The organism is Mycolicibacterium llatzerense, from assembly GCF_025331195.1.
In the GTDB taxonomy this organism is placed as follows: Bacteria; Actinomycetota; Actinomycetes; order Mycobacteriales; family Mycobacteriaceae; genus Mycobacterium; species Mycobacterium llatzerense.
Genome location: NZ_LXOV01000012.1, coordinates 544,016 through 569,964, shown reverse-complemented (window position 1 = coordinate 569,964; position 25,949 = coordinate 544,016). Strand labels below are relative to the sequence as shown.

The following is a 25,949-nucleotide window of genomic DNA, read 5'->3' as shown; positions in this document are numbered from 1 at the left end:
ACCTATCATTCCAACGTGAAACTCGCGCGGCCCGATATCCGTCATCCCCGTGTCGTTTTGGCAGGTTGTCAGGCTCTCGTCGAAGGCGACGGAGACGACGACGGGTTGGTCAGGGCGTTGCGCGACCGCGGTTTGCATGCCCACTGGCTGGCCTGGGATGACCCGGCCACCCTGCAGGCCGATCTGGTGATCCTGCGGGCCACCTGGGACTACACCGAGCGGCACGACGAATTCCTGGCGTGGACGAAGCAGGTGCGCAATCTGCTGAACGCGCCCCAGGTGGTCGCGTGGAACAGCGACAAGCGGTACCTGGCCGATCTGGCGGCCGCCGGGGTGCCGACGGTGCCCAGCGGTTTCTTCGCGCCGGGGGAGTCGGTGTCGGTGCCCCGCGGCGAGGTGGTGGTCAAGCCCGCGGTGGGTGCCGGTTCGGTTGGGGCGCAACGGTTCACCGATGCTGCCGCGGCCGCTGAGCATGCTGCCGCACTACAGTCCGACGGCCGCACCGCGCTGATCCAGCCCTACGACGAGCGCATCGAGGCAGGGGAGACCGCACTGGTGTTCCTGGCCGGCAAGCAGTCGCACGCCTTCATCAAGGGGCCGATGTTGCCGCCGCCCGGCGGCAGTCTGGAGATGCACGATTCCGGCACCTACGCCGAGGAACAGCTGCAACCGGCTGACCCGGACTTCGAATTGTGGGACGTCGGTTACGCGACGCTGGCTGCCGCGGCCGCCCATCTCGGCATCGAGCCGACGGAATTCCTGTACGCCCGGGTGGACGTCATCGGCGACCGTCGGGACCCGCGGTTGCTCGAGCTGGAATTGGTCGAGCCAGGGCTGGGCTGGCGACAACTGGCCGAACCCGAACGGGCTTTGGCGCAACGGCAATTCGCCGTCGGCGTCGAGTCAGCCTTGGAGCGGCTCGACCTCGGTCCGCTCTCGCATCGACGCCCATAGCGCGGCGGTGGCCGCGGTGCAGGCGGCGGCGCCGGCCACGTGGATGGCGACCAGTACCGCGGGCACGCCGGTGTAGAACTGGACTGCGCCGACCAGGCCCTGCGCAAGCACGAGTCCGGCGAGGACGGCCAACCGCACCAGCACCGGCTTGGGGGCGCGCACTGCGAGCAGGGTAAAGCCCAGCCCGATCACGAAGCTGAGGTAGGCGACCAGCAGCGACGAGTGCAGGTGCGCGAGGTCGGTGATTTCCATCTGCAGGCGCTTGACCGGTTGCAGGGCGCTCTTGTCGCCGGCATGCGGTCCGGCGCCGGTCACCAGAGTGCCGGTCACCAGCACGGTGGACAGCGTGACGGCGGTCAGGGCGGTGAACCAGCGCAGTGGCCGGGGTACAACGAGTTGGGCGGTGCCCGAGTCGGGTTCGCCGATCTTGACATAGAGCAGCACTGCCAACCAGACCATCACCATGGACACCAGCAGGTGGACTGCCACCGTCCACCACAGCAGCCCGGTGCGGACCGTGATTCCACCGATGACCGCTTGCAGCACCGTCGACCCGGGCATCAGCCAGGCGTAGACCTGGACTTCGCGGCGGCGGCCGGCGCGGATGACGGCCAGCACGGCCAGGGCGGCCGTCAGCACCACACCGAACGTGAACATCCGGTTCGTGAATTCGACGGCCTGATGCACCACGGGCACTTCGGCGTGCGGCACCGGAACGAAGCTGCCGGGGAAACACTGCGGCCAGGTCGGACAGCCAAGTCCGGACGCAGTGACACGGACGATGGCCCCGGTGACGGAGATACCGCCCTGGGTCAGGATGACCAGGAACGCGATGAGCCGCTGGACCCGAAGCGAGGGGATAGGCAGCTTGGCGAGCACGGCCTGATCGTAGAACAGCGCTAACTACGTGGCGTAGTAGGGGCGACGAACGGCACCAGAACCTGGTCGACGAGTTCGACCACCAAGTCGTCGGTGATGGGATCGCCGGTGATCAGCAGGCGGTGCCACAGCACGCTCTGGCCGAGTTCGCGGGCGATCTCCACGGGGACGTCGGCCCGCACGTCTCCGCGGGCCACCCCGCGGGCCAGCAGGTCGGCCATCTCCTCCTTGCGCCAGCCGATCACGTCGCTCCGGAACGCGGCGGCGAGCTCGTCGTCGCCGGTCATCGCGGCGACCACCGCGCGCATGGTGGCGGCCTGCGGTCCGGTGAACACCGCGGCCCAGCCGCGCAGGACCGCCAGTATGTCGCCGCGGTAGCTACCCGTGTCGGCATGGGGAATTGCCGCTTTCGCGTTGCGCAGCAAGGTGTCTCGCAGCAGCGCGGCGCCGTCGGGCCAGCGCCGGTACAGCACGGGCTTGCTGGTGCGCGCGGCGGCGGCGACGGCTTCCATTGTCACCCCGGCCGGCCCCTGTTCGGTGAGCAGTGTCATGACGGCGGCGCGGATCGCCGCATCGAGCTCGTCGCCGCGTCGCCGCATCACAACCTCCATAAAGAAACGCTTGCGTATCTTATCGGACCGGCTTAGCGTTCATATCAAGAAACGGCATCGTATCTTGGAGGAGCCATGAGCCGACCGATCCTGTTCCCGCTGCGGTCCCTCGACACCGCGACCGTCCGCTACACCGAGGCGCCGCACCGCCGGCGCCGGGTGACGATTGAACACCGGCCGCTGCCCGGGGTGACGCCGACGATGCTGCTCGCGTGGTTCACGCACCTCGGTGGCACCATGCGCTACGGCGACCAGGTCATCGACCGATACCTGGCCTGGCACCCGGTCGACCACATCCGGTGGGAACTGGCTAGGCCCGCTGCCACCGGTGGCGCGGCGGAAGGCGCCCGGTTCCGTATCGTCGAAGCCTTCGGCGGACGGCCCGAATATCGCGTCGACGTGGTGGACCGGGTCGAGAAACTCGATGAGACCGGCGTCCGGCTGGTGCAGCGGGTGGCCGGTGTCATCGCGTTCTGCCTCGAACACACCTGGTCAGCCGGTGTCGAAGGGGCGCACTACGTCAGCGTGCTCGATGTCGGCGCACGGTCGCCGCTCATGGCGCCGGTCAACCGGATGCTGACCCGACGGTTTCCCGACGACATGGTGCGGGCGTGGGTGAAACACAACATCGAGGAAGTCGGGCAGCTGGAATTCCTGCTGCCTCAGCTGGTGCCCGTCAGCTGAACCGGAACCAGCGCATCGCGGCGAGCCCGGCGATCACGCCCCAGGCGGCCAGTACCGCGATGCCGAACCAGTCCACCGACAGCATCATCGCCTGAGTGAGAGCCTCGGTCAGCGCCCCGGACGGCGTCAGCCGGGCCACCCAGCGCAAGGCCTCGGGGACCACTCGGTGCTCGATGGTCAAGGCACCCAGGCCGGCCAGGATGAACCACAACAGGTTCGCGAGGGCCAGCACGATCTCGGCTTTCAGCGTCCCGCCCAGGAGTAGACCCAGTGCCGCGAACGAGGCGGTGCCGATCGCGATGACCACAGCGCCCAGCAGCAGGCTGAGCGGGCTCGGCCGCCAACCCAGCGCAATACCGATGCCGCCCAACACAACTGACTGCAGAAACACCGTGGTGACCACGGCCAGCGACTTGCCGGCGATGATGCCCCACACCGGCAGCGCGGTGGCGCCGAGGCGCTTCAGTGCGCCGTAGCGCCGATCGAATGCGACGGCGATGGCCTGTCCGGTGAACGCCGTGGAGATCACCGCCAGCGCCATGATCGGCGGCGTGAACGTCCCCGGGCGGTGATCGCCGAGCGAGCCGATCGGCAGCAGCGTGAGCCCGACCAGCAGCGTGATCGGGATGAACATCGTCAGCAGCAGCTGCTCGCCGTTGCGTAGCAGCAGCTTGAGCTCCAGGCCGTATTGCGCCGCCAACATCGCGGGGATCGGCGCGGGCGTCGGGTCCGGGGTGAAGGTCCCCGGAGCGAACCGGTTCGTCTCGGTTGTCACGGCCGCAGCTCCCGTCCGGTCAGATCGAGGAACACGTCCTCGAGGCTGCGCTGCTCGACGCGCATGTCAGTGGCGAGCACGTTGAGGCGGGCGGCCCAGGCGGTGACGGTGGCCAGCACCTGCGGGTCGATGTGCCCTTCGACGAGGTACTCGCCGCTGGCGGCTTCGCTGGCGCGGTAGTCCTCGGGCAGCGCGGAGACCAACAGCGACAGGTCCAGCTTGGGCGGTGCGGAGAAGCGCAACTGGTTCTCGGCGCCACCGCGCATCAGGTCGGCGGGCGTGCCTGCCGCCACCGCGGCGCCGTGGTCGATGATGACGATGCGGTCGGCCAGTTCCTCGGCCTCGGTCAGCTGGTGCGTCGTGAGCACGACGGTCACGCCGTCGCGGCGCAGGCCTTCGATCAACTCCCACACCACGATTCGGGCGTGGGCGTCCATGCCGGCGGTGGGCTCGTCGAGGAACACCAGCTCGGGGCGTCCGACGATGGCGCAGGCCAGCGCCAGGCGCTGTTGCTGTCCGCCGGACAGCCGGCGGTAGGTGGTGCGGGCGGCTTCGGTCAGGCCGAGGGTGTCCATCAGCCACTGCGGATCGAGTGGATTGGCCGAGTACGCCGCGACCAGATTCAGCATCTCGCCGGCCTTGGCGGCGGGGTAGCCGCCGCCGCCCTGCAGCATCACGCCGATGCGTGCGCGCAGCTTGGCGTTGTCGGCGGTCGGGTCGAGGCCCAGGATCGAGATGGCGCCGGAGTCGGGTTTGATGAAGCCTTCGCACATCTCGACGGTGGTGGTCTTACCGGCCCCGTTGGGTCCGAGCAGGGCCAGCACCTCGGCGCGCTGCACCTCGAGATCCAGGTTGTTCACGGCCTGGATCTCGCCGTAGCGCTTACTGACGCCGCGCAGCAATACGGGCGTCTCAGTGGAACTCACGGGGATTCAGCGTAAGCGTCGGGCCTGGCAGCGGCGCTACCAGGGGCGGCACCGTCGTCTGAATCCGGCAATCCGCGCCACGGCAGGCGATTGCGAGTCAGCGCGATCAGCAGCACCACGATGACGGTGCTGGCCAGCGTGGCGTCGAGGATCTGGAACAGCGCGAACCGGTCTCCGTTTGCCGTCGGGCCGAAGACGCCGACGACGAACGTCACCACGATGGTCGTGCCGCGGAAGCCCGGCCGGGTGGCCCAGCAGGCCAGCGGGATGATCGCCCACAGCAGGTACCAGGGCTGCACGACGGGGAACAGCAGAACCGTCGCACCCATGGCGACCCCGAGGCCGCCGAGCGGATGCAGCCGGCCGCGCAGCACCGACAGCAGCAGCCAGCTCACCAGCACGCCGATGACGAAGACGCCGATCCCACGGGTCAGCCCGAGCACCGCGGTGGTGTGGTCGCCCAGCCCCAGCAGGATGCCGACCTGCCCGGTGCCGAGCGCGACCAGCGTCGGCGGCGACATCCAGGACCGCACCACGTTCGCGGTGCCGAGGGTGAACAGCCAGCCGAAGCCGAGGCCGCTGGCCCAGCCGATGAGCGCCATGACCGCCAGCGCGACCACGCCCAACGGGACACAAGCTTGGAAGAAGGCCTTGACCGTCCCGCCGAGCCGGCGCGCGAGGGCCATGGCCACAAACCCCAGCGCCAGCAGGGACGGCAGCTTGATCTGGGACGACATGGCGATGAGCACCGTGCCGGTGAACAGCATCGCCAGTGGCCACCAGGCGGCCCAGTCCTCGCGGTGCCGTGGCCAGCTCAAGGGCCGGGGGATGAGTGGCCGGCCGGAATCGATGCCCCGCATGGCGAATTCGGTGCCGGCGAGCATCAGCCCGAGCATCGGCGCCTCGTTGTGGATACCGGCGATGAGGTGCATGAAGAGCAGCGGGTTACACGGTCCCAGCCACAGGGCGCTCACCTCGCCGACGCCGCAGCGGCGGGCCAGGCGTGGCGTTGCCCACACGGTGGCCGCGACGCCCAGCAGTACGACCAGCCGGTGCGAGAGCACCCCGGCGACGATGTTGTCGCCAGTCAGCTCGGAGATGCCGCGTCCGATCCATAAGAACAGCGGTCCGTATGGGGCCGGGGTTTCTCGCCAGAGGCTCGGCACCGTCAGGGTGAAGACGTGGCCGAGCCCGAGGCCCGTGGCCGGGCCGACGCGGTACGGGTCCAGGCCGATGCTGGCGATCTGACTCTGCGCCAGGTAGGAGTACACGTCCTTGCTGTACATCGGTGGCGCGATCAGCAGGGGTAAGGCCCACAGCATCAGCGTCTGGTCCAGCTGGCTGCGGGACATGCGGCGTTTGCCCAGCGTGTAGCGCCCCAGCATGAGCCAGGCCAGCGCCATCATGACGGCACCGGTGGTGGTCATGGTCAGCGAGACGGTCTGGATGCGCGACGGCAGGTTCAGCAGGCGCACCCCGAACGTCGGGTCCTGCACGACGGGCCGGGCGCCGGCGCCGAGAGCGCCGATGGCCATCAGTACCGTTCCGGTGGCGCCGAACCGCCGGGTCCGGCGCAGCGAGGCGACCTCGGACGCGTTGAGCGGGGAGGCGACGGGCGGCTCGTCGGCGTGCCAATGCGCGACGGCCGTGCTCAGATGCTGAAGGCGGTCGGGCATCAGAGCAGATTAGCCGTAGGCCAGTTCTGGATCGCCCAAGTCCGCGGCGGCGGTGATAAGGGTTACCTTCCTAGATTCGGATTCCGAATTCCGTCACAATGGTGTTGTGAAATTGCCGTCCGAAGCGCTCGGAGCTGTCGGCACCGCGACCGCGGTGACGTCGGCGACGGCCGTCTCAGACGGACACACCCGGTCGGCGATCGTGCAATTGCTGCTGGAAGGCGCGGTTACCGCGACCCAGATCGGTGAGCACCTCGGCATCTCCGCCGCCGGAGTCCGGCGGCATCTCGACGCGTTGATCGACGCCGGCGACGCGGAATCCAGCGCTGCCGCCGCGTGGCAGCACAACGGCCGCGGCCGGCCCGCCAAGCGGTACCGGCTGACCGCCGCGGGACGCGCCAAGCTCGGCCACACCTACGACGACCTCGCCGCGGCCGCCATGCGCCAGCTGCGCGAGATCGGTGGTGACGACGCCATCCGGACCTTCGCCCGTCGTCGTATCGACTCGATCCTGTCCGGCGTCACCACCACACCGGACGTCGCCGATACCGCGGACCAGCTGGCCGCGGCATTGACCCAGGCCGGCTACGCCACTACGACCACTCCGGTGACCGGACCCATCGGCGGGGTGCAGATCTGTCAGCACCACTGCCCGGTCTCGCATGTCGCCGAGGAGTTCCCCGAACTGTGCGACGCCGAACGTGAAGCGTTCGCCGAGGTGCTCGGTACGCACGTGCAGCGCCTGGCCACCATCGTCAACGGGGATTGTGCATGTACGACGCACGTCCCGGTCACGCCGGAGCACGCAGTCTCAACGGCTTCTACACCCATCCACACCGCGACCCAAGAAGAAGGAGTGTCGCAATGACGACCACCCCGGAACAGTTGACCCAGGAGGAGACCATTGCCTCCCTGGGCACTTACGGCTACGGCTGGGCTGACAGTGATGCCGCAGGCGCCGCCGCGACCCGTGGGCTGAATGAGGCTGTCGTCCGCGACATCTCGTCGAAGAAGAACGAGCCGGAGTGGATGCTCGACTTCCGGCTGAAGTCGCTGCACATCTTCGACAAGAAGCCCATGCCGCGCTGGGGCAGTGACCTCGACGGCATCGACTTCGACAACATCAAGTACTTCGTGCGGTCCACCGAGAAGCAGGCAGCGACCTGGGACGACCTGCCCGCCGATATCAAGAACACCTACGACCGCCTGGGCATCCCGGAGGCCGAGAAGCAGCGCCTGGTGTCCGGTGTCGCAGCGCAGTATGAATCCGAGGTCGTGTACCACCAGATCCGCGAAGACCTCGAGGCGCTGGGCGTCATCTTCCTGGACACCGATTCCGCACTGCGGGAGCACCCGGAGATCTTCAAGAAGTACTTCGGCACCGTGATCCCGGCCGGTGACAACAAGTTCTCGGCGCTGAACTCCGCCGTGTGGTCGGGTGGCTCGTTCATCTACGTGCCGCCGGGCGTGCACGTCGACATCCCGCTGCAGGCCTACTTCCGGATCAACACCGAGAACATGGGCCAGTTCGAGCGGACGCTGATCATCGCCGACGAAGGCTCCTACGTGCACTACGTGGAGGGTTGTACCGCGCCGATCTACAAGTCGGACTCGCTGCACTCGGCCGTCGTCGAGATCGTGGTGAAACCCGGTGCGCGCGTTCGGTACACGACCATCCAGAACTGGTCGAACAACGTCTACAACCTGGTCACCAAGCGGGCCCGCGCCGAGGCCGGCGCCACCATGGAGTGGATCGACGGCAACATCGGTTCCAAGGTCACCATGAAGTACCCGGCGGTCTGGATGACCGGCGAGCACGCCAAGGGTGAGGTGCTCTCGGTGGCGTTCGCAGGCGAAGGCCAGCACCAGGACACCGGCGCCAAGATGGTGCACCTGGCGCCGAACACGTCGAGCAACATCGTGTCGAAGTCGGTGGCCCGTGGTGGCGGCCGGTCGTCGTACCGCGGACTGATCCAGATCAACAAGGGCGCGCACGGCTCCAAGTCGAGCGTGAAATGCGATGCGCTGCTTGTCGACAACATCAGCCGCTCGGACACGTACCCGTACGTCGACATCCGCGAGGACGACGTCACGATGGGTCACGAGGCCACGGTCTCGAAGGTCAGCGAGGATCAGATGTTCTATCTGATGAGCCGCGGTCTGACCGAGGACGAGGCCATGGCGATGGTGGTGCGCGGCTTCGTCGAGCCCATCGCCAAGGAACTGCCAATGGAATACGCGCTCGAGCTGAACCGGCTGATCGAGCTGCAAATGGAAGGCGCTGTCGGATAGTGAGTTTGACTGAACCCGTTGAGGGCATTGTCACCAATAAGGGTGAGCTGTTCACGTCCTACGACGTCAACGCTTTTGAGGTGCCGCACGGCCGTGACGAGCTGTGGCGGTTCACCCCGCTGAAGCGCCTGCACGGCCTGCACGACGGCTCCGCGGTCGCCACCGGCGCTGCGCGCGTTGAGGTTTCAGAACGCGCCGGCGTCACCGTCGAGACCGTCGGTCGCGACGACGAGCGCCTGGGCCAGGGCGGTGTGCCCGCGGACCGGGTTGCCGCCCAGGCCTATTCGTCGTTCGCCGAGGCGACGGTGGTGTCGGTCGGCCGCGACGTCCAGGTCGCCGAGCCTGTCGAGATCACCATCGCCGGCCCCGGCGAGGGCAAGACCGCGTACGGCCACCTGCAGCTGCGGGTCGCCGAACTCGGCGAGGCCGTCGTGGTCATCGACCAGACCGGCAGCGGAACCTACGCCGACAACATCGAATTCGTCGTCGGTGACGCGGCCCGCCTGACCGTCGTGTCGATCGCCGACTGGGCCGACGACGCGGTGAACATCAGCACCCACCACGCGACCCTGGGCAAGGACGCCGTGCTGCGGCACATCGCGGTCACCCTCGGCGGCGACGTCGTGCGCCTGACCTCGCGGACCCGCTACCTCGCTCCCGGCGGCGACGCCGAGATGCTCGGCCTGTACTTCGCGGACGACGGCCAGCACTTCGAGTCGCGCCTGCTGGTCGACCACGCGCAGCCGAACTGCCGGTCCAACGTGCTGTACAAGGGTGCGCTGCAAGGGGATCCGGATTCGAAGAAGCCCGATGCCCACACCGTGTGGATCGGCGACGTGCTGATCCGCGCCGCGGCCACCGGCACCGACACCTTCGAGGTGAACCGCAACCTGGTGCTCACCGACGGCGCCCGCGCCGACTCGGTGCCCAACCTGGAGATCGAGACCGGCGAGATCGTCGGCGCCGGACACGCCAGTGCCACCGGACGTTTCGACGATGAGCAGCTGTTCTACCTGCAGGCCCGCGGTATCCCCGAGGACCAGGCCCGCCGCCTGGTGGTCCGGGGCTTCTTCGGCGAGATCATCCAGAAGATCGCCGTGCCCGAAGTCCGCGACCGCCTGACCGCCGCCATCGAACACGAACTTGAACTGACTGAAGGACGCAACAACTCATGACCACACTGGAAATCAAGGACCTGCACGTCTCGGTCACCGCACCCGACGGTGCCGACGTCCCGATCCTCAAGGGCGTGAACCTTACCGTGAAGTCGGGCGAGACCCACGCGGTCATGGGCCCCAACGGTTCTGGCAAGTCGACGCTGTCGTACGCCATCGCCGGCCACCCCAAGTACACCGTCACCTCCGGGTCCATCACCCTCGATGGCGAGGACGTGCTGGAGATGAGCGTCGACGAGCGCGCCCGCGCCGGCCTGTTCCTGGCCATGCAGTACCCGGTCGAGGTGCCCGGCGTCTCGATGTCGAACTTCCTGCGCACCGCGGCGACCGCGGTCCGTGGCGAGGCCCCCAAGCTGCGCCACTGGGTCAAAGAGGTCAAGACCGCCATGTCCGAGCTGGACATCGACCCGGCGTTCGGTGAGCGCAGCGTCAACGAAGGTTTCTCCGGCGGTGAGAAGAAGCGCCACGAGATCCTGCAGCTGGGCCTGCTGAAGCCGAAGATCGCCATCCTCGACGAGACCGACTCGGGCCTGGACGTCGACGCGCTGCGCGTGGTGTCCGAGGGTGTCAACCGGTACGCCGAGGCCGAGCACGGCGGCGTCCTGCTGATCACGCACTACACCCGCATCCTGCGCTACATCCGTCCGCAGTTCGTGCACGTCTTCTTCGACGGCCGGATCGTCACGTCCGGTGGTCCGGAGCTGGCCGACGAGCTCGAAGAGCACGGCTACGAGCGCTACACCGCTGCGGCTGCCCAGGCCTGACATAGCGCGCACGCGAGGAGCAAGACGGTGACGGTGTCGGTTCATTTGGATGTGACGCGGATCAGGGCCGACTTCCCGATCCTCAGTCGGGTCATGCGCGGCGGAAACACGTTGGCGTACCTGGATTCCGGGGCCACGTCGCAGAAGCCGTTGCAGGTCCTCGATGCCGAGCGGCAGTTCCTGACCACCTCCAACGGCGCGGTGCACCGCGGTGCGCACCAGCTGATGGAGGAGTCCACCGACGCCTACGAACAAGGGCGCGCGGACATCGCGTCGTTCGTCGGTGCCGATGACGACGAGCTGGTGTTCACCAAGAACGCCACCGAGGCGCTGAACCTGGTGTCGTATGCGGTGGGGGACAGCCGGTTCGACCGCGTGGTCGGGCCGGGGGACGTCATCGTCACCACGGAGCTGGAGCATCACGCCAACCTGATTCCGTGGCAGGAGCTGGCCCGCCGGACCGGCGCCGAGCTGCGCTGGTACGGCGTGACTGACGACGGCCGCATCGACCTGGATTCGCTGCAGCTCGATGATCGTGTGAAAGTTGTTGCTTTCACCCATCATTCGAACGTCACCGGCGCCATCGCGCCGGTCGCCGAACTGGTGTCGCGGGCCAAGGCCGTCGGCGCGTTGACCGTGCTGGACGCCTGCCAGTCGGTGCCGCACCAGCCGATCGACTTCCATGCTCTCGACGTCGACTTCGCGGCGTTCTCGGGTCACAAGATGTTGGGACCCACCGGAATCGGTGTGCTGTACGGCCGTCGTGCGCTGCTGAACGCGCTGCCCCCGTTTCTCACCGGCGGATCGATGATCGAGACCGTCACCATGGAGTCGGTGACCTACGCCCCGGCACCGCAGCGGTTCGAGGCCGGCACCCCGATGACCTCGCAGGTTGTCGGATTGGCCGCTGCCGCACGGTATCTCGACGCGATCGGGATGGCGGCCGTCGAGGCACACGAAGCCGAGTTGGTGGCTGCCACGCTCGACGGACTGACCCAGATTCCGCAGGTGCGGATCATCGGACCGACCACCACCGAGCACCGCGGTTCGCCCGTGAGTTTTGTGCTCGACGGAGTGCACGCCCACGACGTCGGCCAGATCCTCGACGACGACGGCATCGCGGTCCGGGTCGGTCATCACTGCGCGGCCCCGCTGCACCGGCGATTCGGTATCGCCGCGACGGCCCGGGCGTCGTTCGCGGTCTACAACACCCTCGACGAGGTCGACCGGCTGGTCGCCGGCGTCAAACGCGCTGTGGAGTTCTTTGCATGAGAATGGAACAGATGTACCAGGAAGTGATCCTGGACCACTACAAGCACCCGCATCACCGCGGGCTGCGGGAACCGTTCGGCGCGCAGGTGCACCACGTCAACCCGACGTGCGGTGACGAGGTGACGCTGCGGGTGACGCTGTCCGACGACGGCGAGACCGTCGCCGACATCTCGTATGACGGGCAGGGCTGCTCGATCAGTCAGGCGTCGACGTCGGTGCTCACTGATCAGGTGATCGGCCAGAGCGTCGACGAGGCGCTCAAGACCGTCGGTGCGTTCACCGAGATGATTTCCTCCCGCGGCAACGTCGAGGGGGACGAAGATGTGCTGGGTGACGGCATCGCGTTCGCCGGTGTCGCCAAGTACCCGGCACGGGTGAAATGCGCGCTGCTGGGCTGGACTGCGTTCAAAGCCGCGCTCGCCGAGGCGAGTGCATCAGAGACTGTGCTGGCAGCTGTCGGCACCAATGCGGAGGACAGGCGATGACTGAAGGCACACCCGAAGGAACCACCACGGCCAACGTGGTCGACGACCCCCAGCTGCTCGACGCCGTCGAAGAGGCCATGCGCGACGTCGTCGACCCCGAGCTCGGCATCAACGTCGTGGACCTGGGTCTCGTTTACGGCATGACGCTCGAAGAGGGCGATGAAGGCACTGTCGTGAAGCTGGACATGACGCTGACGTCGGCGGCCTGTCCGTTGACCGATGTGATCGAGGACCAGTCGCGGTCCGCCCTGGTGGGCGCGGGCCTGGTCAGCGACCTCAAGCTGAACTGGGTCTGGAACCCGCCGTGGGGTCCGGACAAGATCACCGACGACGGCCGCGAGCAGCTCCGGGCACTGGGCTTCACCGTCTAGCTAGTTTTCGTCGAGCGTGTGGGAAGACGAGGAGATTTGCCCGAATTATCTCGTTTGGCCACACGCTCGACGCAGTCCAGGCCCTGAGGCCTGTGGATAACTCGCGATTCTGACGTCTTTTGGCGGCGTTCTTGTCGGTCGCCTTCTCTAGCTTCCACCGCAAGAGGACCAATCAGGTCCGATGCGGAACGGAGGCACCATGAATTCAGAAATCGAGCAGCCGGGCGAAGTCGCGCGCGTTCCCGGCGACGAGTACCCAAACTCGCTGGCGCTGTGCATGATTGACGCGATGTACGTCACCGGGGCCCGGCACCTGACGGTCGAGAACATCGTCGCGCGGTACCGCGCTTTTCGGGCCGGGCAGGGCGGGAACGCTGATCGCGATGGCGTGCCGGAGCTGCTGGCGAACATTGCCGCCGTGGGCGGGCCCTACCAGTGGGCCGCCGACATCGGGAATCGCCGACCGACATCGACGGCCAAGAACGCGCCGCTGCGTGCGGTGGCGCTGGCCGAGATCGCACAGCAGTTCTCGGCGCTCGGCATTGCGACGGCGGCGGACCTGCGAGCCGTCGCCGAGGACGACGAACTGTCCGCCGAGGTGCAGCGAGTCTGGTGCGCCATCCCGGGCCAGCGTTCGGGCTTCAGTTGGCGCTACCTGCTGATGCTGGTGCAACCGCCGAGCCTCCGAGTGGCACCACCGGACGCGGAGACCGCATGAAAAGGCGATAACCGACCCGCCAGTCGGGCGCCGGCGGAATCGGTTGAGCCGCCACGGTGTTGCATAGGCTCATGACCGTCGATGCATCTGGACTCTTCGCTCCACTGGCCCTGCGGAACCTGACCGTACCCAACCGGTTCGCGATGGCTCCCATGACCAGGCAGGCGTCGCCCGGAGGCGTCCCGGGGCCCGATGTGGCGGAGTACTACGCCCGCCGGGCTGCCGGCGGCGTCGGCCTGATCATCACCGAAGGTGTGCGACTGGGTGACCCGACGGCGACCGGATCGCAAGACATCCCGACGCTGGTCGGCGCCGAGGCGCTCGACGGCTGGCGCAACGTCACCAGCGCGGTGCACCGCCACGGCGCGACCATCGCCGCGCAGCTCTGGCACCAGGGCGCCGAGCGTGGGGACCGCGACGGAGTGGCCCCGGTCAGCCCGTCGGGCGTGAACGGTCTCGGCGAGCAGATCGGCCGGGCCCTGGCCGCTGATGAGCTTCCTGCCGTCGCGCAGTGGTACGCCGAGGCAGCCCGCAACGCCAAGGACGTCGGCTTCGATGCGGTCGAACTGCACGGCGCCCACGGCTACCTGCTGGACCAATTCCTGTGGACCAGAACGAATCTGCGCACCGACGAATACGGTGGCACGCTCGAGAACCGGACTCGCTTCCCGGCTGAGGTGGTTGCGGCGGTGCGCGCCGCGGTCGGCCCGGACTACCCGATCATCTACCGCTTCTCACAGTGGAAGGGCACGGACTACAACGCGACGTTGGTCGACGATCCGATGCAGCTGCAGGAACTGCTGGCCCCGCTGGTCGATGCCGGCGTCGACGCGCTGCATCCCTCGACCCGCCGGCACTACGTGCCGGCGTTCCCCGACGCCGACCCGGCCCTGACGCTGGCCGGCTGGACCAAGAAGGTCACCGGGACGCCGGTCATCGCCGTCGGCTCGGTGGGCCTGCAGACCGCGTTCCGGTCCGAGAAGCCCGGCCAGGTCATCGAGCCAGGCCCGGTGGACCAGTTGGTCGAGCAGTTCGACGCCGCTGAGTTCGACATGATCGCGATCGGCCGGGCGCTGCTCGCCGATCCCGGATGGGTGAACCGCCTGCGCACCGGCACCCTGGACGGGTTCAATGGCTACGATGCGGCCAGTGCGCTGGCCCGGTTGGCCTGACCACATACTGGGAACAAGCAGGTACATCGCAATGTTGGGAGAAGCGTGAGCACCAAAGACATCACCGCCGCCGAATTCAACGGCATCATCAGCGACAACGACATCGTGCTGGTGGACTTCTGGGCGTCATGGTGCGGACCGTGCCGGGCGTTCGCCCCGACGTTCACCGCATCGTCTGAGAAGCACCCCGACGTCTTCCACGCCAAGGTCGACACGGAGGCCGAGCAAGGTCTGGCCAGTGCGGCCGAGATCCAGGCCATCCCGACCCTCATGGCGTTCAAGAAGGGCCAGCTGGTCTTCCGTCACTCGGGCATGCTCGCTGCGAACCAGCTCGACGAGGTCATCAGCCAGATCAAGGAGTTCGACATCGACGCCGCGATGGCAGACGACAGCGCGACCACCGACATCTGAGCAATCTGCACTGCCGGCGGGTGTGACATTGCGCACCCGCTAGCGTGCAGGACGTGAGCGAACAGACCCCACTGGTACTCGTCGACCGGCCGCGCCCCGGCGTCGCACTGGTCACCCTGAACCGCCCCGAGCGGATGAACTCCATGGCCTTCGACGTCATGGTCCCGCTCAAGGCGGCGCTCGACGAGATCAACCACGACAACGACGTGCGCGCGGTCGTCCTCACCGGAGCCGGACGCGGGTTCTCTTCGGGTGCCGACCACAAGTCGGCCGGGTCGGTGCCGCACGTGGCCGGGCTGACCCGCCCGACGTTCGCGCTGCGCTCCATGGAGGTGCTCGACGACGTCATCCTTGCCCTGCGCAAGCTGCACCAACCCGTGATCGCAGCGGTAAACGGTGCAGCCATCGGCGGTGGGCTGTGCCTGGCACTGGCGTGCGACATCCGGGTCGCCGCCGAGGGTGCCTACTTCCGCGCCGCGGGCATCAACAACGGCCTCACGGCCAGCGAACTGGGCCTGTCCTATCTGCTGCCGCGGGCCATCGGCACGTCGCGGGCATTCGAGGCGATGCTCACCGGCCGGGACATCGACTCCCAAGAAGCCGAGCGCATCGGTCTGGTGTCGCGGACCGTCGCCGACGATCAGCTCCTGCAAACCTGCTTCGACATGGCCGAGCGCATCGGCTCGTTCTCCCGCCCGGGAATCGAGTTGACCAAGCGGACTCTCTGGAGTGGACTGGACGCCGGTAGTCTGGAGAGCCATATGCAGGCCGAAGGCCTGGGTCAGCTCTTCATCCGACTGCTCACCGCCAACTTCGAAGAGGCGGTTGCCGCGCGCGCCGAGAAACGACCCGCGGTCTTCACTGACGAGCGCTAGCGCGAGGAATCGGCTAGCACCGTCGACAAGTAGGCAGTACCCCGAGCCAAGGAGGCAGCAGCGTGATCACCGCAACGGACCTGGAGGTCCGCGCCGGAGCGCGCACGTTGCTGGCCTTCGAGGGTTCCGCGCTGCGCATCCAGCCGGGCGACCGGATCGGTCTGGTCGGCCGCAACGGCGCCGGCAAGACCACCACGCTGCGCATCCTGGCCGGTGAAAGTCAGCCCTACGCGGGCTCGGTCGAGCGGATCGGTGAAGTCGGATACCTGCCACAGGATCCGAAGGAAGGCGATCTGGACGTCTTGGCCCGTGACCGGGTGCTCTCGGCCCGCGGACTGGACACCTTGCTCGCGGACCTGGAGAAAGTGCAGGCCATCATGGCCGAGGTCGTCGACGACGCTGCCCGTGACAAGGCGGTGCGCCGGTACGGCGTTCTGGAGGAACGGTTTTCGGCCTTGGGCGGGTACGCCGCCGAGAGTGACGCCGGCCGGATCTGCGCCAGCCTGGGCCTGCCGGACCGGGTGCTGACCCAGCCGCTGCGGACCCTGTCCGGCGGTCAGCGTCGCCGCATCGAACTGGCCCGCATCCTGTTCGGCGCATCCGAGGGCACCGGCTCCAACACCACGCTGCTGCTGGACGAGCCGACCAACCACCTCGACGCCGACTCCATCGGCTGGCTGCGCACGTTCCTGCAGAGCCACACCGGCGGCCTCGTGGTGATCAGCCACGACGTCGAGCTGCTCGCCGACGTGGTGAACCGGGTGTGGTTCCTGGACGCCGTACGCGGTGAGGCCGATGTCTACAACATGGGCTGGCAGAAGTACCTGGACGCCCGCGCCACCGACGAGCAGCGCCGCCGCCGCGAGCGCGCCAATGCCGAGAAGAAGGCCAGCGCGCTGCGGACCCAGGCTGCCAAGATGGGCGCCAAGGCCACCAAAGCCGTTGCGGCACAGAACATGTTGCGCCGCGCCGAGCGCATGATCGCCGAGCTCGATGCCGAGCGCGTGGCCGACAAGGTCGCCAAGATCAAGTTCCCGACGCCGGCGCCGTGCGGCAAGACGCCGCTCATCGTGAAGGGTCTGACCAAGACCTATGGCTCGCTGGAGATCTTCACCGGCGTGGACCTCGCGATCGACCGGGGTTCGCGCGTCGTCGTGCTCGGCCTCAACGGTGCCGGTAAGACGACGCTGTTGCGTCTGCTGGCGGGCGTGGAGACCGCCGACGCCGGCGGTATCGAACCTGGCTACGGCCTGAAGATCGGTTACTTCGCGCAGGAGCACGACACTCTCGACAACGCGGCGACGGTGTGGGACAACATCCGGCACGCCGCCCCGGACACGGGCGAGCAGGATCTGCGTGGCCTGCTGGGCGCGTTCATGTTCACCGGCCCGCAGCTGGATCAGCCCGCCGGCACACTGTCCGGTGGCGAGAAAACCCGGCTGGCCTTGGCGGGCCTGGTCGCCTCGACCGCCAACGTGTTGCTCCTCGACGAGCCGACCAACAACCTGGACCCGGCATCGCGCGAGCAGGTGCTCGATGCGCTGCGCAGTTACGCCGGTTCGGTGGTGCTCGTGACGCACGACCCGGGCGCGGCCGAGGCGCTCAATCCGCAGCGAGTGCTGCTGCTGCCCGACGCCACCGAGGACTTCTGGTCGGATACCTACCGCGATCTCATCGAATTGGCCTGACCCGATTCACCGAATCGCCCGCGCCGAGCGACTGCTGTTTCTTACGCTGATTCCCGTCAGCCCGGTATACCGCCGGGGGAGAGTCAGGGGACCGGCGATGAGGCAATCCAAGGCATCTCGCGACCAGATGATGACCCAGCTGCGCAACGCCTACGAGAGCGGCGCCAGTATCAGGTCATTGGTGGCCATATCTGGCAAATCCTATGGGTCGGTGCACAGCATGCTGGTGCAGTCGGGCGCGGTCATGCGCAGCCGCGGCGGCCCCAACCACACCCGCAAGATTGCCTGAATAGCCCGCGGCCCAGCCGCTTTCGCCGCGAACGGACATTCGCGGAGCCGTCCTGTGCGTGCGGGGGTACGCACAAGACGGTCTCCGCGGTTCGTAACCCGTTAACGCGCCCTAGATTTCGTCCGTCAGCCGCACAGGGGCGATCATCTCGAAGACGTCGCCCGGACCGGGGTTCGTCGGCGAGGTCGATCCACCGAACTGATCCATCACGGCCCACACCGCGTTGAGCGCCGTGGTGATCGCGCCCTCCGCCCACCCCGCCGTCCACGAGATGTCGTCACCGGCCAGGTAAATGCCGCGATGCCGTTCGTCGAGGCCATGCTGCATGAAGTGGGTGTACAGCGTCTCCTGGTAGCGGTAGTGGCCCGGCAGGTTCGCTTTGAACGCACCCATGAAGTTGCGCTCGATCTCCCACGACACTGTCTTCGGCGTCTCGATGATGTGGCTGCGGATGTCGACATTCGGGTAGATCGCCTGCAGCGACTTGAGCATGAGGTCCATGCGCTCGGTTGCGTTCAGCGGCACGATCTTCCGGGAGTCGTCCTCCCAGGTGTACGACAGGCAGATGACGCCGGGCTTCTCGTTGCCGTTCGCGTCGAGCCCCTGATCGAGCAGATAGGTGCCACGGCTCATCCGGTCGGTCAGCGTCATCGACATGACGTCGCGGCCCTGGGCGTCCTTGTCCTTCCAGAACGGGCGGTCCACCAACACGAACACTTTCGATGAACCCATGTAGTGGGTCTGCTCGATGGCCGACCACACGTTCGACGGGAACAGGTCGTCGTCGCAGCGAATGTTGTTGAGCAGCATCCACGATTGGGCGGTGACGATGACGGCGTCATAGGTCCGGGTTTCCCCGTCGGCGTCGGTGATCGTGTAGCGGTTGGGGTGCGTGCGCCGGATGTCGGTGACGGCGCTTCGCGTCTTGCCGCCGTGCAGCGATTCGAGCGAGGTGCCGGCCGGCCAGTGGGCGAGGCGCTCGGGGGAGCGCTGCCACAGGCGCAGCGGGAGCTGCTGCGAACCGCCCACCACGCCGCGGTGGTTGTCGTCGGCCTCGGTGAGCACCACCCGCAGGATTTCGAGCATCGAACTCGGGTAGTCGGTGTCCCAGCCGCCCGTGCCGAAGCCGACCTTGCCGAAGATCTCGCGCAGCTCGAACGACTTGAAGTGGTGCGACTTGGTCAGGAAGCCCCAGAACGTCTCGTCGTCGAGTTCGCGAACGAGCTTGCCCCACGCCGACTTCAGCGCCTGGGTGTCGCGCTCGCGGATGGCGTTCTGGATCGCGTGCAGGTCGGCGCCGTCCTCGAGCGTCTGGCGCCAGGCGTCGGCGACGTCGGTGAAGGCCTGCGGCAGGTCGGCGAGTTTCTCGGCGTAGTACGTCTGGCCCTTGAGGTCGACGACGGTGCTGGGGGCCGCAACCGACAGCGGGTTCGGGAATTCGACGGTCTCGATGCCGACCTTGTCGAAGTACTCGTAGAGCGTGGTGGAGGTGGGCGGGAACCGCATGGCGCCCATCTCGGCCACGGCGTCGGGGGCGTGCTCGAACGGGATGGACCGCATGCGGCCGCCGATCTGATCCGCTTCGTAGACAACGGGTTTGAGGCCCAGCTTCATGAGTTCATAGGCGGCGGTGATGCCGGCGCAGCCGCCGCCGACGATCGCGACCTCGGTGCCGTGGCGGTCGGCAGGGATGGAGCCGAGGCCTGCAGCGGAGGACACGTAGTCGTCGTAGGGGAAGGGGAAGTCCGGTCCGAACATCGTTATGGGCTTGGCTGCCGGCTTGTCCGACAACGATGTTTCGTTGATGGGCTGGGGGACAGTCATCGGATCTGGTTCTCCTGGTAGAGGTCTCGGCGGCGATCGCTGAGATGGGTGTTGACTGCGCGGGACACGGCTACCGCGGTCGGATCAATGTGGGTGATGAGCAATTGCTCGGCTTTACCACCGCGACTCAGTTCGGTCGTGTCGGGCGCGATGGTGCAGCTCAGGCCGCAGTATTCGAGGTCGTTCTCGACTCCGGCGCGATTGACGTACGAGAGGAACAGCTGACTTTCGTAGGCGCGGGCGGGCACGATGTGCGTCGCGACGAAACTCCATGGCTCCATGAGTCCCGTTGGGACGACGAGCCATTCGGTACCCGCGTCGGCGTGTGCCCGGGCGTTCTCCGGGAATTCGATGTCGTAGCAGACCAACAGGCCGCAGGTGACGCCGTCGAGGTCGAACTGCGTGACCCACTGCGAACCCGGGGTGAAGTAGTCCCGGTCGAAACCGTAGAGATGGGTCTTCCGGTAATTGGCCAGGGATTCGCCGTCGCGGTCGACGACCTGCACGCTGTTGTACGGCTGACCGGGCGCCGACTCCGGATACCCGTAGACGACGGCGATTCCGGTGTCGCGCGCAATCTCCTGAACGGCCCGGAAGATCGGGCCGTCGGCGGGTTCTGCGCGCCGGGCGATGTCGGTTCCGATGTTGTATCCGGTGGCCGACATCTCCGGGGTGACGACGATCCGGCAGCCGGCGTCGGCGGCCTGCCTGGCCGCCGACGCGATGGCGGCCAGGTTCTCGGCGACGGTCCCCGATTCCTGCGGACCTTGGAACATGCCGACGGTGATCATCTATGCAGCGTCCACTCGCAGCTTGGATTTCCTGATGCTGTAACCGAAGTAGATCACGAGGCCGAGGGCACCCCAGATGCCGAACGCGATCCAGGTCGCGACAGGCAGCGCCCACATCAGGTAGCAGCAGAAGAGGAAGCCCAGGATCGGTGCGACGGGGAACAGTCGCAGCCGGAACGTGCGATCGAGATCGGGGCGTGTGCGGCGCAGGATGATGACGGCGATGTTGACCAGGGCGAAGGCGAACAGGCAGCCGATCGAGGTGGCGTTGGCCAGCTCGCCGAGCGAGATGAACCCGGCCAGCAGTGACACCACGACGCCGCAGATGACGATGTTCCACGTCGGCACGAACGTTCTCGGGTTGACCTTGGCGAACAACGCCGGAACCAGCCCGTCGACGGCCATGGTGTAGAGGATGCGGGTCTGTCCGTACTGGACGGCGAGAACGACGCTGGCGATGGCGATGACGGCACCGACCGACAGGATGATGGCCGGCACGTTGCTGGTGGTGATGCCGCTGAGCGCGACGGCGAGGGTGGCGCCTTCGTCGGCGCTGAACTTGGTCCAGCTCATGGCGCCGAGCGCCGCCAGTGCCACCGCCAGGTACAGCACGGTGACGATCAACAGCGAGGCCATGATCGCGCGCGGCAGGTCCCGCTTGGGGTTCTTGGCCTCGTTGCCGGCGGTGGACGCCGCATCGAAGCCGATGTAGGAGAAGAACACCTGGGACGCCGCGGCGGAGACGCCGAGGAAGCCGAGTGGCATGAACGGGGTCAGGTTGCCGGCCTTGAACGCGGTGAAGGCGACGGCACAGAAGAAGACCAGCACGACGCACTTGAGGATGACCATCGCGGTGTTGACGACCGCGGACTCGGATGCGCCCCGCAGCAGCAGGATCGACGCGAGCACCACGATCGCGACGGCGGGCAGGTTGATGACGCCACCTTCGCCGGGTGCGGCGGTGATGGCTGCGGGGAGTTCGATGGCGAACAACTGGTGCAGCAGGGTGTTGATGTAGCCGCCCCAGCCGACGGCGACCGCCGCGACGGACACGCCGTACTCGAGCATCAGACACCAGCCGCACACCCAGGCCCAGAACTCGCCCATGGTGGCGTAGGCGTAGGAGTAGGAGCTGCCGGAGACGGGGATGGTGCCCGCGAGCTCGGCGTAGGACAGCGCCGAGAACAGCGCGGTGACGGCGGCGAGGATGAACGAGAGCAGGACGGCGGGGCCGGCTTTCGGTACCGCCGCGCCGAGAATGACGAAGATTCCGGTGCCGAGGGTGGCGCCGATGGACAGGGCGGTCAGATGGATGAATCCCATCGACCTCTTGAGGTGGGGGCCGTCGGTGGCTTCGTTCGCAGCGACGATGTCGTCAACCGACTTTTGTGCGCTCATCGCGCGCAGAATGCCCGGCCGGGGGGCCTCGGTGATGGCCAAGGGGAGCTCCGTGGAGAGGAGGGCGCGCCACGAGATTTGTGACTCGCGTAACAGAGTGCGGTACGTCACTCCCATCTGTCAACAGTCGGAGTGACCTAGGAAACAATTGTTGCCTTTGGCGTCCCTGCTGCCTACCCTATGGGGCAGTGATCTGAGCCACATCAAAGGGGATGGCATGGCAGGTGCAATCGAGACGCGGTCCATCGACTGGATTCCGACCCGGGAACGCAAGGGCAAGGTGCATCACCAGGCGCCGTTCTGGTTCACCGGGAACTTCGTGTTGACCACGATGGTCACGGGCTTCCTCGGGCCGGCCAACGGCTTGTCCGCGGGGTGGTCGGTACTGGCCGCGGTCGCGGGCGCTTGCTTCGGGACGCTCTTCATGTGCTTCCACGCCAACCAGGGCCCGACCATGGGCTTGCCACAGATGATTCAGTCGCGCGCCCAGTTCGGTTCGCGCGGCGCCCTCGTTCCCTTCATCGCCGTCATCTTCGTCTACATCGGCTTCAACGTCTTCAACACGATCCTCGCGACATCGGGCTTCAAGACGGTCTTCCCTGGCCCGAACTGGGTCTGGTACCTCGGACTGATGGTGGCCGCGATCGTCATCGCCGTCGTGGGCTTCGACCTGATGATGGTCGTGCAGCGCTGGCTGACGTACCTGCTGATCATCGTGTTCGGTGTGCTGACCGTGTACGCGTTGTCGACATTGCACCTGAACGCCGCCATCCCCGACGGCGGCAAGTTCTCGCTGACGGTGTTCCTGATGCAGTTCGCCGCGGCAGCCGGCTATCAGATTTCGTACGCGGTCTACGTGTCCGACTACTCGCGGTACCTGCCCGAGAACACCTCGGCCAAGCACGTCATCTGGTGGACCTATCTTGGGGCCGCCGGCTCGTCGGTGTGGCTGATGTCGTTCGGCGCCATCCTGGCGTCAGCGCTGCCGACCCCGGACGCCATCGCCTCGATCCGGACCGTCGGCAACCAATTGCTACCCGGCTTCGGCACTTTCACCGTCGTGGTGTCGTCGGTGGCGCTGGTGACCATCATGTCGGTCAACGCCTACGGCGCCAGCCTGACCAGCATGAGTGCCTTCGACGCCTTCCGGCCGATCACGCCCACCATTCGGCTGCGGGTGATCGGCATCGCGGTCACGTCGTTCATCGCGTTCGTCGTCGCGCTGTCGCTGCCCGAGGGCTACCTCGAGTCGTTCAACACCTTCGTGCTGCTGATGCTGTACTTCCTGATCCCGTGGACCGCGGTCAACCTCGTCGACTTCTATTTCGTTCGGCGCGGGCACTATTCGATCGTCGACATCTTCCGGCCGGACGGGATCTATGGCCGCTGGTCCTGGCAGGGACTGACGGCGTACATCCTCGGCATGGTGTCGATGGTGCCGTTCGTGGCATTGCACTTCTACGAAGGGCCGATCGCCAAACTGCTTGGGGGAGTGGATATCTCGTTCATCGTCGGGCTGGCGGTGTCCGGCCTGGCGTACTACGTCCTGACCCGCGGTGTCGATCTCGGTGGCGAGCATGCCGCGGCCGACCGCAGCCGCGAAGAGTTGAGTGCCGCCTAGCGGCGGGGCTACTCAGCTGCCTCGGCCAGGCGCCGATGCGCCAGGGCCGGGGTCAGCACCCACAGCACCTTCGCGCCGGACTGCGCATCGGCGTGGAAGGCATGGGGACGATCCGCATCGAAGGTCAGTGCGTCGCCCTGGTTGAGCGTGATGCGGCTGCCGTTGCCCTCGATGAAATCGATGTGGAGCCGGCCCTCGATGACCATGGCGAACTCGACCTCGGCGGGCAGGGAGTAGGTGTCGGTCCCGCTGCCGCCGCCAGGCTCGATATCGCTCATCAGGACCTGGAAGCGGCGCTCGTTGCTCGGCGTCAGTTGGAACTCGTTCATCTTTGTTCCGCCGAACTCGATGGGCGGGTACTCCCCGGCGCGGACCACCTCGCCGACGGGCGTTTCGTCGAACAGGGAACCGACCTGCAATTCGAGTGCTTCGCAGATGCGGATGAGCGCGGCGACGGACGCGTTGGACTGGCCGCGTTCGACCTTCGACAGATAGCCCTTGGTGACGCCACTGGCGGCGGCGAGTTCATCGAGGGTCATCCGCTTGGCGCTGCGGGCAGCCTTCAAGCGTGCGGCGATCGATAGTTGCGTTGCCGGTGAACCGCCCACAATTTCCTCCTAGGAAACAAAGGTTGACAATGATTCTACTGCCGGAAACAATGAGACCCAAGCCACACGCCACGACTTTGGAGAACCGATGAGCTTCGACCGGTACATCACGACCACCGCGCCCGACGGCCGCGAGATCATCGGCCAGGTCGATGCCAGCCGTTTCCCGCGCTACGCCGAACCGGCCACCTTCGCGCGGGTGCCGCGCCTGGACCAGGTGTCGTCACCCGACGTCACGATCCTCGGCGTCCCGTTCGACTCCGGGGTTTCCTACCGCCCGGGCGCGCGCTTCGGCCCCGGCCACATCCGGGCGGCGTCCAAGCTACTGCGGCCCTACAACCAGGCGCTCGACGTGTCGCCGTTCGCCAACCAACAGGTCGCCGACGCCGGAGACATCGGGGTCAACCCGTTCAACATCAACGAGGCGATCGAGACCATCGACACCGAGGTGACCGCGCTGCGCAAGGACGGCAGCGCCGTGCTGACGCTGGGCGGGGACCACACGATCGCGCTGCCGATCCTGCGCTCACTGCACCGCGACCACGGCCCCATCGCCGTGCTGCATTTCGACGCCCACCTCGACACCTGGGACACCTACTTCGGTGCCGCCTACACGCACGGCACCCCGTTCCGCCGGGCCAGCGAAGAGGGCCTCATCGATATGGAGCGCTCGCTGCACATGGGTATCCGCGGTCCGCTGTACAGCAAGAAGGACCTCGAGGACGACGCGATCCTGGGCTTCCAGGTCATCCGCTCCGACGACTACCAGGTCGACGGTCTGGCCAGCGTGCGTGAGCGCATGGTGAAGCGGCTGACCGGCCAGGGCGAGCGAAGCGACGGGAAAAATGGTGCCCCGGTTTACGTCTCCGTCGACATCGACGTGCTCGACCCGGCGCACGCGCCCGGTACCGGGACGCCGGAAGCCGGGGGATTGACCTCGCGCGAGCTGCTGCACTCGCTGCGCTCGCTCACCGGTCTGAACGTCGTCGGCGCCGATATCGTCGAGGTCTCACCGGCCTACGACCATGCCGAGCTGACGGGGATCGCGGCCGCACACGTCGGCTATGAACTGCTGTCGGTGATGAGCGCCAACCGCTAACAGAGCCGCTAGGGCTTGCGGCGCACCGACGCCTCGACGATGTCGAGGACGGCGGTCAGATCCTCGCCGGTCTGACCCGAGGCGAGCCGCGCGATGAGGCCGTCGAGCACCAGGTCGAGATAGATGTGCAGCACTTCGGTGGGCACGTCGTCACGGAGCGTGCCGGCGGCCTTCTTGCGCTCCAGACGAGCGATGGTGGCCTGGTTGAGTTCCTCGTAGCGCTGCTGCCATTCGGCGCGGAACTCGGCGTCGGTGCGCAGCCGGCGGGCGATCTCCAGCCGGGTGCCCAGCCACTGGTAGTTGTCCGGCTTGGCGAGCATGTTGCGCATGACCTGGACGAGGCCGTCCTTCTCGACGGTCTGCGCCATGCGCTCACCGTCTTCCTCGGCGAGCGCGAAGAACAGCGCGTCCTTGTCGCGGAAATGATGGAAGATCGCGCCGCGCGACATCGCGGTGGCTTCTTCGAGCAGCCGCACGGTCGCACCCTCGTACCCGAACTCGGAGAAACAGCGTCGAGCCCCGTCGAGGATTTGCGCTCGGCGGGCGGCGAGGTGATCGTCGCTAACTTTGGGCACGAGGGCTCCTACTGGT

At 67.0% G+C, this 25,949-nt stretch carries 27 protein-coding genes; 17 read left to right on the top strand and 10 right to left on the bottom strand.

Annotation, left to right across the window (positions count from 1 at the left end; all coding sequences use genetic code 11):
• Positions 1-15: 15 nt before the first annotated feature.
• A complete protein-coding gene (locus A7G45_RS17585; protein ID WP_043396610.1) occupies positions 16-954 on the top strand; it encodes an ATP-grasp domain-containing protein in 939 nt (312 codons plus the stop codon).
• Here the strand turns inward: A7G45_RS17585 and A7G45_RS17580 are convergent.
• On the bottom strand, positions 904-1,833 hold the full coding sequence (locus A7G45_RS17580) for a COX15/CtaA family protein (protein ID WP_197063799.1): 930 nt from the start codon (positions 1,831-1,833) through the stop codon (positions 904-906). The genes A7G45_RS17585 and A7G45_RS17580 overlap by 51 nt on opposite strands.
• A 20-nt stretch (positions 1,834-1,853) precedes the next feature.
• Entirely contained in the window at positions 1,854-2,435 is a 582-nt protein-coding gene (locus A7G45_RS17575; protein ID WP_081936712.1) for a TetR/AcrR family transcriptional regulator, read from the bottom strand.
• An 84-nt stretch (positions 2,436-2,519) separates the two neighbouring features.
• Between A7G45_RS17575 and A7G45_RS17570 the strand changes: the two genes are divergently transcribed.
• Entirely contained in the window at positions 2,520-3,128 is a 609-nt protein-coding gene (locus A7G45_RS17570) for a hypothetical protein (protein ID WP_043396433.1), read from the top strand.
• Here A7G45_RS17570 and A7G45_RS17565 read toward each other — a convergent pair.
• From A7G45_RS17565 to mptB, 3 genes are read right to left on the bottom strand one after another with little or no spacing between them, the layout of a single operon-like run.
• Entirely contained in the window at positions 3,121-3,903 is a 783-nt protein-coding gene (locus tag A7G45_RS17565) for an ABC transporter permease (protein WP_260938943.1), read from the bottom strand. The genes A7G45_RS17570 and A7G45_RS17565 overlap by 8 nt on opposite strands.
• A complete protein-coding gene (locus A7G45_RS17560) occupies positions 3,900-4,829 on the bottom strand; it encodes an ABC transporter ATP-binding protein (protein WP_043987409.1) in 930 nt (309 codons plus the stop codon). The genes A7G45_RS17565 and A7G45_RS17560 overlap by 4 nt, the downstream gene beginning before the upstream one ends.
• Positions 4,826-6,505 carry a polyprenol phosphomannose-dependent alpha 1,6 mannosyltransferase MptB gene (mptB, locus tag A7G45_RS17555; RefSeq protein WP_260938942.1) on the bottom strand — a complete coding sequence of 560 codons (1,680 nt, stop codon included), beginning with the start codon at positions 6,503-6,505 and terminating at the stop codon, positions 4,826-4,828. The genes A7G45_RS17560 and mptB overlap by 4 nt, the downstream gene beginning before the upstream one ends.
• Before the next feature lie 112 nt (positions 6,506-6,617).
• On the opposite strand from mptB, the gene A7G45_RS17550 reads away from it, so the two are divergent.
• The 13 genes from A7G45_RS17550 (at position 6,618) to A7G45_RS17490 (ending at position 18,017) form a co-directional block, all read left to right on the top strand.
• Positions 6,618-7,373 carry a helix-turn-helix transcriptional regulator gene (locus A7G45_RS17550; protein ID WP_083420395.1) on the top strand — a complete coding sequence of 252 codons (756 nt, stop codon included), beginning with the start codon at positions 6,618-6,620 and terminating at the stop codon, positions 7,371-7,373.
• Positions 7,370-8,797, top strand: a complete 1,428-nt coding sequence (sufB, locus tag A7G45_RS17545) for a Fe-S cluster assembly protein SufB (RefSeq protein ID WP_043396424.1) — start codon at positions 7,370-7,372, stop codon at positions 8,795-8,797. The genes A7G45_RS17550 and sufB overlap by 4 nt, the downstream gene beginning before the upstream one ends.
• Complete coding sequence (gene sufD, locus A7G45_RS17540) at positions 8,794-9,972, top strand: Fe-S cluster assembly protein SufD (RefSeq protein ID WP_110789191.1); 1,179 nt, start codon at positions 8,794-8,796, stop codon at positions 9,970-9,972. The genes sufB and sufD overlap by 4 nt, the downstream gene beginning before the upstream one ends.
• Positions 9,969-10,736 (top strand): Fe-S cluster assembly ATPase SufC, encoded by a 768-nt coding sequence (sufC, locus tag A7G45_RS17535; protein WP_043396422.1) that lies wholly within the window; start codon positions 9,969-9,971, stop codon positions 10,734-10,736. Before sufD ends, sufC begins: the two co-directional genes overlap by 4 nt.
• 27 nt (positions 10,737-10,763) lie before the next feature.
• Positions 10,764-12,008, top strand: a complete 1,245-nt coding sequence (locus A7G45_RS17530) for a cysteine desulfurase (protein ID WP_260938939.1) — start codon at positions 10,764-10,766, stop codon at positions 12,006-12,008.
• Complete coding sequence (sufU, locus tag A7G45_RS17525) at positions 12,005-12,493, top strand: Fe-S cluster assembly sulfur transfer protein SufU (RefSeq protein ID WP_260938937.1); 489 nt, start codon at positions 12,005-12,007, stop codon at positions 12,491-12,493. Before A7G45_RS17530 ends, sufU begins: the two co-directional genes overlap by 4 nt.
• On the top strand, positions 12,490-12,864 hold the full coding sequence (locus A7G45_RS17520) for a metal-sulfur cluster assembly factor (protein WP_043987415.1): 375 nt from the start codon (positions 12,490-12,492) through the stop codon (positions 12,862-12,864). The genes sufU and A7G45_RS17520 overlap by 4 nt, the downstream gene beginning before the upstream one ends.
• Positions 12,865-13,063: 199 nt before the next feature.
• Positions 13,064-13,582, top strand: a complete 519-nt coding sequence (locus A7G45_RS17515) for a DUF8548 family protein (protein ID WP_260938934.1) — start codon at positions 13,064-13,066, stop codon at positions 13,580-13,582.
• Positions 13,583-13,653: 71 nt separating this feature from the next.
• Complete coding sequence (locus A7G45_RS17510) at positions 13,654-14,754, top strand: NADH:flavin oxidoreductase (protein ID WP_260938933.1); 1,101 nt, start codon at positions 13,654-13,656, stop codon at positions 14,752-14,754.
• A 45-nt stretch (positions 14,755-14,799) separates the two neighbouring features.
• On the top strand, positions 14,800-15,165 hold the full coding sequence (trxA, locus tag A7G45_RS17505) for a thioredoxin (protein WP_043396413.1): 366 nt from the start codon (positions 14,800-14,802) through the stop codon (positions 15,163-15,165).
• Between the two features lie 44 nt (positions 15,166-15,209).
• Positions 15,210-16,040 carry an enoyl-CoA hydratase gene (locus A7G45_RS17500; RefSeq protein WP_043396410.1) on the top strand — a complete coding sequence of 277 codons (831 nt, stop codon included), beginning with the start codon at positions 15,210-15,212 and terminating at the stop codon, positions 16,038-16,040.
• A 62-nt stretch (positions 16,041-16,102) separates the two neighbouring features.
• A complete protein-coding gene (locus tag A7G45_RS17495) occupies positions 16,103-17,728 on the top strand; it encodes an ABC-F family ATP-binding cassette domain-containing protein (protein ID WP_043987420.1) in 1,626 nt (541 codons plus the stop codon).
• A gap of 97 nt (positions 17,729-17,825) precedes the next feature.
• The gene (locus A7G45_RS17490) at positions 17,826-18,017 is read left to right on the top strand and encodes a helix-turn-helix domain-containing protein (RefSeq protein WP_043396403.1); all 192 of its coding nucleotides are present in this window, start codon (positions 17,826-17,828) and stop codon (positions 18,015-18,017) included.
• 111 nt (positions 18,018-18,128) lie between these two features.
• On the opposite strand, the gene A7G45_RS17485 is transcribed toward A7G45_RS17490, so the two are convergent.
• From A7G45_RS17485 to A7G45_RS17475, 3 genes are read right to left on the bottom strand one after another with little or no spacing between them, the layout of a single operon-like run.
• Positions 18,129-19,841 carry a flavin monoamine oxidase family protein gene (locus A7G45_RS17485; RefSeq protein ID WP_260938923.1) on the bottom strand — a complete coding sequence of 571 codons (1,713 nt, stop codon included), beginning with the start codon at positions 19,839-19,841 and terminating at the stop codon, positions 18,129-18,131.
• Entirely contained in the window at positions 19,838-20,632 is a 795-nt protein-coding gene (locus tag A7G45_RS17480; RefSeq protein ID WP_276555259.1) for a carbon-nitrogen hydrolase family protein, read from the bottom strand. The genes A7G45_RS17485 and A7G45_RS17480 overlap by 4 nt, the downstream gene beginning before the upstream one ends.
• Entirely contained in the window at positions 20,633-22,030 is a 1,398-nt protein-coding gene (locus A7G45_RS17475) for an amino acid permease (RefSeq protein ID WP_260938920.1), read from the bottom strand.
• A gap of 217 nt (positions 22,031-22,247) precedes the next feature.
• Here A7G45_RS17475 and A7G45_RS17470 point away from each other — a divergent pair, with 217 nt between their 5' ends.
• Complete coding sequence (locus A7G45_RS17470; RefSeq protein ID WP_260938918.1) at positions 22,248-23,651, top strand: purine-cytosine permease family protein; 1,404 nt, start codon at positions 22,248-22,250, stop codon at positions 23,649-23,651.
• Between the two features lie 8 nt (positions 23,652-23,659).
• Here the strand turns inward: A7G45_RS17470 and A7G45_RS17465 are convergent, their stop codons facing one another.
• Complete coding sequence (locus tag A7G45_RS17465; protein WP_043987425.1) at positions 23,660-24,259, bottom strand: helix-turn-helix domain-containing protein; 600 nt, start codon at positions 24,257-24,259, stop codon at positions 23,660-23,662.
• Positions 24,260-24,347: 88 nt separating this feature from the next.
• On the opposite strand from A7G45_RS17465, the gene speB reads away from it, so the two are divergent.
• Complete coding sequence (gene speB, locus A7G45_RS17460) at positions 24,348-25,358, top strand: agmatinase (protein ID WP_260938916.1); 1,011 nt, start codon at positions 24,348-24,350, stop codon at positions 25,356-25,358.
• Positions 25,359-25,366: 8 nt separating this feature from the next.
• Here speB and A7G45_RS17455 read toward each other — a convergent pair whose 3' ends face one another.
• Positions 25,367-25,933: a TetR/AcrR family transcriptional regulator gene (locus A7G45_RS17455; RefSeq protein WP_043396396.1), complete on the bottom strand. Its 567-nt coding sequence runs from the start codon at positions 25,931-25,933 to the stop codon at positions 25,367-25,369.
• Positions 25,934-25,949 lie beyond the last annotated feature (16 nt).

Coding starts and splice junctions, on each gene's coding strand:
- A7G45_RS17570 (WP_043396433.1), top strand. CDS start 2,520: ATGAGCCGACCGATCCTGTTCCCGCTGCGGTCCCTCGACACCGCGACC.
- mptB (WP_260938942.1), bottom strand. CDS start 6,505: ATGCCCGACCGCCTTCAGCATCTGAGCACGGCCGTCGCGCATTGGCAC.
- sufB (WP_043396424.1), top strand. CDS start 7,370: ATGACGACCACCCCGGAACAGTTGACCCAGGAGGAGACCATTGCCTCC.
- sufC (WP_043396422.1), top strand. CDS start 9,969: ATGACCACACTGGAAATCAAGGACCTGCACGTCTCGGTCACCGCACCC.
- sufU (WP_260938937.1), top strand. CDS start 12,005: ATGAGAATGGAACAGATGTACCAGGAAGTGATCCTGGACCACTACAAG.
- A7G45_RS17520 (WP_043987415.1), top strand. CDS start 12,490: ATGACTGAAGGCACACCCGAAGGAACCACCACGGCCAACGTGGTCGAC.
- A7G45_RS17515 (WP_260938934.1), top strand. CDS start 13,064: ATGAATTCAGAAATCGAGCAGCCGGGCGAAGTCGCGCGCGTTCCCGGC.
- A7G45_RS17510 (WP_260938933.1), top strand. CDS start 13,654: ATGACCGTCGATGCATCTGGACTCTTCGCTCCACTGGCCCTGCGGAAC.
- A7G45_RS17490 (WP_043396403.1), top strand. CDS start 17,826: ATGAGGCAATCCAAGGCATCTCGCGACCAGATGATGACCCAGCTGCGC.
- A7G45_RS17485 (WP_260938923.1), bottom strand. CDS start 19,841: ATGACTGTCCCCCAGCCCATCAACGAAACATCGTTGTCGGACAAGCCG.
- A7G45_RS17480 (WP_276555259.1), bottom strand. CDS start 20,632: ATGATCACCGTCGGCATGTTCCAAGGTCCGCAGGAATCGGGGACCGTC.
- A7G45_RS17475 (WP_260938920.1), bottom strand. CDS start 22,030: ATGAGCGCACAAAAGTCGGTTGACGACATCGTCGCTGCGAACGAAGCC.
- A7G45_RS17470 (WP_260938918.1), top strand. CDS start 22,248: ATGGCAGGTGCAATCGAGACGCGGTCCATCGACTGGATTCCGACCCGG.
- speB (WP_260938916.1), top strand. CDS start 24,348: ATGAGCTTCGACCGGTACATCACGACCACCGCGCCCGACGGCCGCGAG.